General features: G+C 71.0%; 5 protein-coding genes. All 5 read left to right on the top strand.

The annotated features are described in order from the left end of the window. Positions 1–1,091: LacI family DNA-binding transcriptional regulator (locus ACFWGZ_RS37530; protein ID WP_382456347.1), on the top strand; the 1,091-nt coding region annotated here is incomplete at its 5' end. A 173-nt stretch (positions 1,092–1,264) separates the two neighbouring features. After that, positions 1,265–2,278: a cellulose binding domain-containing protein gene (locus tag ACFWGZ_RS37525; protein ID WP_382456346.1), complete on the top strand. Its 1,014-nt coding sequence runs from the start codon at positions 1,265–1,267 to the stop codon at positions 2,276–2,278. Between the two features lie 32 nt (positions 2,279–2,310). Beyond that, entirely contained in the window at positions 2,311–3,774 is a 1,464-nt protein-coding gene (locus ACFWGZ_RS37520; RefSeq protein ID WP_382456345.1) for a non-reducing end alpha-L-arabinofuranosidase family hydrolase, read from the top strand. 68 nt (positions 3,775–3,842) lie between these two features. Beyond that, the gene (locus ACFWGZ_RS37515) at positions 3,843–5,489 is read left to right on the top strand and encodes a glycoside hydrolase family 27 protein (RefSeq protein ID WP_382456344.1); all 1,647 of its coding nucleotides are present in this window, start codon (positions 3,843–3,845) and stop codon (positions 5,487–5,489) included. Continuing rightward, entirely contained in the window at positions 5,486–7,441 is a 1,956-nt protein-coding gene (locus ACFWGZ_RS37510; protein WP_382456343.1) for a family 43 glycosylhydrolase, read from the top strand. The genes ACFWGZ_RS37515 and ACFWGZ_RS37510 overlap by 4 nt, the downstream gene beginning before the upstream one ends. The last annotated feature ends 38 nt before the right edge of the window (positions 7,442–7,479 follow it).

Raw genomic sequence — 7,479 nt, 5'->3', positions numbered from 1 at the left:
CAGCCGTTGCCGTGCCGCCGCGGTGGCGGCCGGAGCCGACAGCGGCAGGAGGCGGACCCGTGGCGGGACGGTCGCGCGTGACCCTGGCGGACGTGGCGGCGGCGAGCGGGGTGTCGGTGACCACCGCCTCGCTCGTCCTCACCGGACGGGCCAGAGAGCTGCGCATCTCCGAGGCCGCACAGGAACGGGTGCGGTCCACGGCTCGTGAGCTCGGCTACCGGCGGGGCACGCCGGGGACGTCGCGGCCCGGCCTGTCGCGCACGATCGGGTTCGTGCTCGACGCCGTCGACCCGCCCGGCCTCGCGGGCGAGGTGGTGAAGGGCGCCCTGGAGGCCGCGCACCGGCGGGGGTTCATGCTGCTCGTCGCCGAGTCCGGCGGCGATCCGGCGCGGGGGCGCGGCCTCGTCGAGGCGATGCACGACCGGCGGGTGGACGGCGTGGTGCTCACCACCGCGCGCTCCGGCGCGGTCGCCGAACCGCACGTCCTGCGGCACGAGCCCGCCGTCCTCCTCGGCGCCACCGCGCCCCGCTCCGGCGTGCCCTGCGTGGTCGCCGACGAGGCGCAGGGAGGCCGCTCCGCCGCGCGCCGGCTGCTCGACGCCGGGCACGCGCGCGGCATCCACCTGATCGGAGCCGGTCCCGCCGCCCGCGCCGCCGGCGACCGGGTCACCGGTCTGCGCGAGGCCCTCGACGCCGCGGGCGCCGGCGTAGTGAGCCTGCCGTTCTGTCCTGAGTGGACACCCGAGTGCGGGTACGCCGCCACCACCGCGCTGCTGCGCCACCACCGGCCGCGCGCGCTGGTCTGCCTCGACGACCGGCTGGCCTTCGGCGCGTACCAGGCGCTCGCCGACGCCGGGCTGTCCGTGCCCGGTGACGTGTCGGTGCTCGGGTTCGGCGACCACCCCGCCGCGTCGTGGCTGCGGCCCCGGCTGACCACGGTCGCCCTGCCCCGCCACGAGCTCGGCGAGCGCGCGGTGGACGTGCTGGCAGACCTCGTCGAGGGGCGGGGGCGCGGTGCCAGGACGCCGCCGGTGCACCGGGTGCCGATGCCGGTGCGCGAGGGCGGTTCGGTCGCCGCGGCCGACCGCTGAGCAGCCGTTGTTCGCGTTAACAGCCTTGTGAACCCGGGTGAGCAGGACACCCGTGCAGCAAGTGGGTTGCTAAAAGTTAGCGCTCACATTTAGCTTTGACCCCGCTGTGAAGGCGTCGTTACATTGCTGGGAGCCGCCCCTGCCGTTGACCCCTCGTCGACGAAAGGCTCACCATGCCCAGCCCGCTGAAAGTGCTCTGCGGTGCGCTGGTCGCCACCCTGCTGGCCACCTCGCCCGCCCTCGCCGACCGGTCCACCGCGGAGGAACCGGCCGCCGCGGCCGACCCCGTGCGGGTGATGCCGCTGGGCGACTCGATCACCCAGGGAGGCTCGATCGGCGGCTACCGCCTCGACCTCGGCACCAAGCTGCGCGCCGCCGGCCGCTCCGTCGACTTCGTGGGGTCCCTGGCGGACGGTCCCGGCTCGATGCCCGACCGCAACCACGAGGGCCACCCCGGCTGGACCATCGCGCAGGTCGACGCGAACGTCGTGAACTGGCTGCGGACCTACACCCCGCGCACGGTCCTGCTCCACATCGGCACGAACGACATGTACGGCAGCGATCCCGGCGGTGCGCCGCAACGGCTTTCCGCGCTGGTGGACAAGATCACCGCGCAGGCGCCGAACGCGGAGGTGTTCGTCTCGACGATCATCCCGATCCGGTTCGCCGACGCCACCGTCCGCAACTACAACTCCGCGATCGTCCCGCTGCTGCGCGCCAAGGCCTCGGCGGGCAAGCGCGTGCACGTCGTCGACATGTACCCGGCCGTGCCGATCTCCGACCTGCCCGACGGCATCCACCCGAACGCCTCCGGCTACAGCAAGATGGCGACCGTCTGGTTCAACGCCCTGGCAGCCGTGCCGGGCAGCGTCGGCGAGGGGCCGAGCCCCGGCGGGACCTGCACCGCGACGCCGGTGGTGACCGGCACGTGGAACGGCGGCTTCCAGGCCGAGGTCACCGTCGCCAACCCCACCGCGGCCGCCCTCACCGGCTGGACCGTGCGGTTCACGCTGCCCGGCGGGCACGCCGTGACGCAGATCTGGGGCGGCACGGCCAGCGGATCGGTCACCGTCACGAACGCCACCTACAACGGTGCGCTCAGCCCCGGTGCGTCGACGACGTTCGGTTTCCTCGCATCCGGATCCGGTGCGCCGTCGGTCAGTTCCGCCACCTGCGCCGCCGCGTGACCCCAGACCCCCTCCAACGACGAAGGGTGATCATGTCCCTCGCACGGTTGTTCACACCCCGGCGCGCCCGGCTCGCCGCTCTCGCCACCGTCCCGCTCGTCGCGATGACGGCGCTGACCGTGGTGGCCCAGCAGCCCGCCTCCGCCGCACCGGGGTGTTCGGTCACCTACTCGGCACCGTCGCAGTGGGACGGCGGGTTCACCGCGAGCGTCGCCGTCACCAACCTCGGCGACGCGGTCGACGGCTGGACCCTCACCTGGAGCTTCGGTGCCGGTCAGCAGGTGCAGCAGGCCTGGAACGCGCAGGTGACCCAGTCCGGCTCGCAGGTGACCGCCCGCAACGTCTCCTACAACGCGGCGATCCCCACCGGCGGCCGCGTCGAGTTCGGGTTCAACGGCACCAGCAGCGGCTCCAACCCGAGCCCGGCCGCGTTCACCCTCAACGGCACGCTGTGCACCGGTGACGTCGGCCCGACGACCACGACCACCACGACGACGACCACCACCACGACCACGACGGGCAACCCGCCGGTGGGCAACCTGCCGTCGAGCTTCCGCTGGAACTCGAGCGGTGCGCTGATCAGCCCGAAGCCGGACTCGACGCACGCGAACGTGGCCGTCAAGGACCCGAGCGTCGTGTACTACAACGGCAAGTACCACGTGTTCGCCTCGACCTACACCAACGGCTACAACCTGATGTACACGAGCTTCAGCGACTGGTCGCAGGCCTCGGCGGCACCGCACTACTACCTCGACCGCTCCGGCGTCGGCAGCGGCTACCGGGCGGCGCCGCAGGTGTTCTACTTCGCACCGCAACGCCTCTGGTACCTCGTCTACCAGACCGGGTCGAACGCCTCGTACTCCACGACCTCGGACATCTCGAACCCGTCGTCGTGGTCGGCGCCGAAGAACTTCTACGCCAACGGCATGCCGCAGATCATCCGCGACAACATCGGCAACGGCTACTGGGTCGACTTCTGGATGGTGTGCGACACCGCGAAGTGCTACCTGTTCTCCTCCGACGACAACGGCCACCTCTACCGGTCGGAGACGAACCTGTCGCAGTTCCCCAACGGCTTCACCAACACGGTGATCGCCATGCAGGACAGCAACCGCAACCGGCTCTTCGAGGCGTCCAACGTCTACAAGATCGCCGGCAAGAACCAGTGGCTGCTGGTGCACGAGGCGATCGGCTCCGACGGGCGGCGCTGGTTCCGGTCGTGGACCGCGTCCGCGATCAACGGCCAGTGGACGGCGCTGGCCGACAGCGAGTCGAACCCGTTCGCCCGCGCCAACAACGTGACGTTCCCGGGTGGGCAGTGGACGCGGGACATCAGCCACGGCGAGATGGTGCGCACCAACGTCGACCAGACGATGGAGATCAGCCCGTGCAAGCTCAGCTACCTGTACCAGGGCCTGGACCCCAACGCGGGGGGTGACTACAACCGGCTGCCCTGGCGGCTCGGCCTGCTGACCCAGACCAACTCCACCTGCTGACGCACGCGGACCGACGCCGCCGGCCTCGCCCTCCGGCGGCGTCCCCTCCCTGCCAGAAAGGGGCAACGATGCCCTCCCGGTCCAGGACGTCCCTCCTCGCCGCGCTCCTGCTCGCGGCGATCTTCGTGCCCGCTCCCGCCGCACCGGCCGCCGCCCCCGTCGCCCCCGCGGCGCCCGGCAGCCCCGCCCTCACCCCGCCGCTCGGCTGGAACAGCTGGAACAGCTTCGGCTGCGGCATCACCGAGGGCCAGGTCCGCCAGGCCGCCGACGCGATGGTGTCGACCGGCATGCGCGACGCCGGCTACCAGTACGTGGTCGTCGACGACTGCTGGTTCGACCCGCAGCGCGACTCGTCGGGCAACCTGCGGTCGCACCCCTCGAAGTTCCCGAGCGGCATGAAGGCGCTGGGGGACTACATCCACGCGCGCGGCCTCAAGTTCGGCATCTACCAGGTGCCCAACGAGAAGACCTGCGCCCAGAGCACCGGCGCCCACCCCGGCGCGACCGGCAGCAAGGGCCACGAGGCCCAGGACGCGCGGATCTTCGCGTCGTGGGGCGTGGACTACCTGAAGTACGACTGGTGCTCCGGCGCCGGCACCCGCGACGAGCAGGTCGCGCGGTTCTCGATCATGCGCGACGCCCTGCGCGCCACCGGCAGGCCGATCGTCTACAGCATCAACTCCAACAGCTTCCACGCCCCGACCGGTGACCGGTACGACTGGAGCGAGGTCGCCGACCTCTGGCGCACCACCGAGGACCTGCTCGACATCTGGCAGAACGGCAACACCAACAGCTACCCGATGGGCGTCGGCAACGTCGTCGACGTCACCGCGCCGCTCGCCGTCCAGGCGGGACCGGGTCACTGGAACGACCCGGACATGCTCGTGGTCGGCCGTCCCGGGCTCACGCTCACCGAGTCGCGCTCCCACTTCACGCTGTGGGCGCTGATGGCCGCGCCCCTGATGGCGGGCAACGACATCCGCACGATGTCCGCGGACGTGAGCGCGGTCCTGCGCAACCAGCGGCTGATCGCGGTGAACCAGGACGGCCTCGGCGCCGGCGGGCGCCGGGTGCGCGACGACGGCGCCACCGAGGTCTTCGCGAAACCGCTCTCGGACGGCACGGTCGCGGTCGGCCTGTTCAACCGCGGCAGCGGCACCGCCACCATCTCCACCACGGCCGCCCAGATCGGGTTGTCCGGCAGCAGCTTCACGCTCACGGACCTGTGGTCCGGCGGCACGTCGTCGACCTCCGGTGCGATCTCCGCCTCCGTTCCCGCGCACGGCGTCACGGCGTTCCGCGTGGCCGGCGGCAGCGTGCTGGAGAACACGACCTCCCGGTTGCGCGGTGCCGGTTCGAACCGGTGCGTCGACGTCGCGAACGACTCGACCGCGGCCGGCGCGGGCGCGGTGGTCCAGGACTGCCTCACGCGCGCCGCCCAGCGGTGGACCTCCTGGGGCAACGGCGAGCTCCGCGTGTTCGGCGACAAGTGCCTCGACGCCTACGACCAGGGCACCGCCAACGGCACGCGGGTCATCATCTGGCAGTGCAACGGCCAGGCGAACCAGCGCTGGACGATCGGCACCGACGGGACCGTCCGCAACACCAACGCCGGGCTGTGCCTCGACGTCGAGGGCGCCGCGACCGGCAACGGGTCCCGCCTGGTGCTGTGGACCTGCAACGGCCAGAGCAACCAGAGGTGGTCACGATCATGAGATGGGCACCGGCCGGGGCGGCGTTGTCCGCCCTCACCCTCGTCGCCGCGGGACTCGCGGCGAGCACCACCGCGCAGGCCGCACCGGGCTGTTCGGTCGCCTACACCAAGACCTCGGAGTGGCAGGGCGGCTTCGGCGCGTCCGTGTCGATCACGAACACCGGTGACGCCCTCTCCGGCTGGACGCTGGAGTGGACCTACGCCTCCGGCCAGCAGGTCGGCCAGCACTGGAACGCCGTGATCACGCAGAGCGGCGCCGACGTCAGCGCGCGCAACGCCTCCTACAACGGGTCCGTGCCCACCGGCGGCAAGGTCGAGTTCGGGTTCAACGCCACGTCCGGCTCGGCCAACGCCGACCCGGTGTCGTTCCGGCTGAACGGCACCACCTGCAACGGCGGCACCGGCCCGACGAGCACCACGACCAGCACGACGACCACGACCACCACGCCGCAGGCGACGACGTTCACGAACCCCGTGCTGTGGCAGGACTTCGCCGACATCGACATCATCCGCGTCGGCGACGCGTACTACTACTCGGCCTCGACGATGCACTACTCGCCGGGCGCGCCGGTCCTGCGTTCCTACGACCTGGTCAACTGGGAGTTCGCCGGGCACTCCGTGCCGCGGCTCGACTTCGGCTCCAAGTACGACCTCAGCGGTGGCCGCGGGTACGTGCGCGGCATCTGGGCGTCGTTCCTCAACCACCGCAAGAGCAACAACACCTTCTACTGGGGCGGCTGCGTCGACTTCGCCCAGACGCACATCTACACCGCGGCCTCGGTCGACGGGCAGTGGTCGAAGCTGTCCACCATCAACAAGTGCTACTACGACGCCGGGATGCTGGTCGACGACAACGACACGATGTACGTCGCCTACGGCAACACCACGATCAGCGTCGCGCAGCTGTCCGCGGACGGGAAGTCCGAGGTCCGGTCGCAGCAGGTGTTCCAGACGCCGTCGAACATCGGCACCCTCGAGGGCGCCCGGTTCTACAAGCGCAACGGCAGCTACTACATCTGGCTGACCAAGCCCGCGAACGGCCAGTACGTGCTCAAGTCCTCGAGCCCGTGGGGCCCGTACACCGTGCAGCAGGTGCTGCTGAACATGCCGACGCCGATCCAGGGCGGGGGAGTGCCGCACCAGGGCGGGCTCGTGCAGACGCAGAACGGCGACTGGTACTACATGGCCTTCGTCGACGCCTACCCCGGCGGCCGCGTGCCGGTGCTCGCGCCGGTCACGTGGACCTCCGACGGCTGGCCGCGCATCACGACCGTCAACGGCGGCTGGGGGCAGAACTACCCGAAGCCGAACCTCCCGGCACCACCGCGGCAGGTCAAACCCATGACGGGTGTGGACACGTTCGACGGCACCAGACTCGGGCCGCAGTGGGAGTGGAACCACAACCCGGACACCTCGAAGTTCAGCGTCAACAACGGCTTGACGTTGTCCACGGCGACCGTCACCAACGACCTCTACAACGCCCGCAACACCCTCACCCACCGCGTCCAGGGACCGACGTCCACCGGCACCGTGACACTCGACGTGGGGTCGATGCGCGACGGCGACCGCACGGGCCTGGCCATGCTGCGCGACTCGTCGGCGTGGATCGGGGTCAAGCGGGACAACGGCGTCAGCCGGGTCGTCATGGTCAACGGCCTCACCATGGACAGCAACTGGAACACCACCGGCACCGGCACGGAGGTGGCGAGCGCACCCCTGTCCGGCACCCGGATCTGGTTGCGCGCCAACGCCGACATCCGTCCCGGCAGCGGGCGGCAGGCCCGGTTCTCCTACAGCACCGACGGGGTGAACTTCACCTCGCTGGGCTCCGGGTTCACGCTGAAGAACGAGTGGCAGTTCTTCATGGGCTACCGGTTCGGCATCTTCAACCACGCCACCCAGGCGCTCGGGGGCTCGGTCGCCGTCCGGCGGTTCGAGCTGTCCACCCCCTGACGTGGAGCGGGTCCCGCACATGCGCCTGTGCGGGACCC

It is taken from the genome of Lentzea sp. NPDC060358 (assembly GCF_042725365.1).
In the GTDB taxonomy this organism is placed as follows: Bacteria; Actinomycetota; Actinomycetes; order Mycobacteriales; family Pseudonocardiaceae; genus Lentzea.
The sequence above is the reverse complement of the archived record's forward strand: the minus strand, read 5'-3'. Positions and strand labels throughout refer to the sequence as shown.

Bases quoted from the DNA above. Each gene is read 5' to 3' on its own strand.
- ACFWGZ_RS37515 (WP_382456344.1), top strand. From the start codon at position 3,843: ATGCCCTCCCGGTCCAGGACGTCCCTCCTCGCCGCGCTCCTGCTCGCG.
- ACFWGZ_RS37520 (WP_382456345.1), top strand. From the start codon at position 2,311: ATGTCCCTCGCACGGTTGTTCACACCCCGGCGCGCCCGGCTCGCCGCT.
- ACFWGZ_RS37525 (WP_382456346.1), top strand. From the start codon at position 1,265: ATGCCCAGCCCGCTGAAAGTGCTCTGCGGTGCGCTGGTCGCCACCCTG.
- ACFWGZ_RS37510 (WP_382456343.1), top strand. From the start codon at position 5,486: ATGAGATGGGCACCGGCCGGGGCGGCGTTGTCCGCCCTCACCCTCGTC.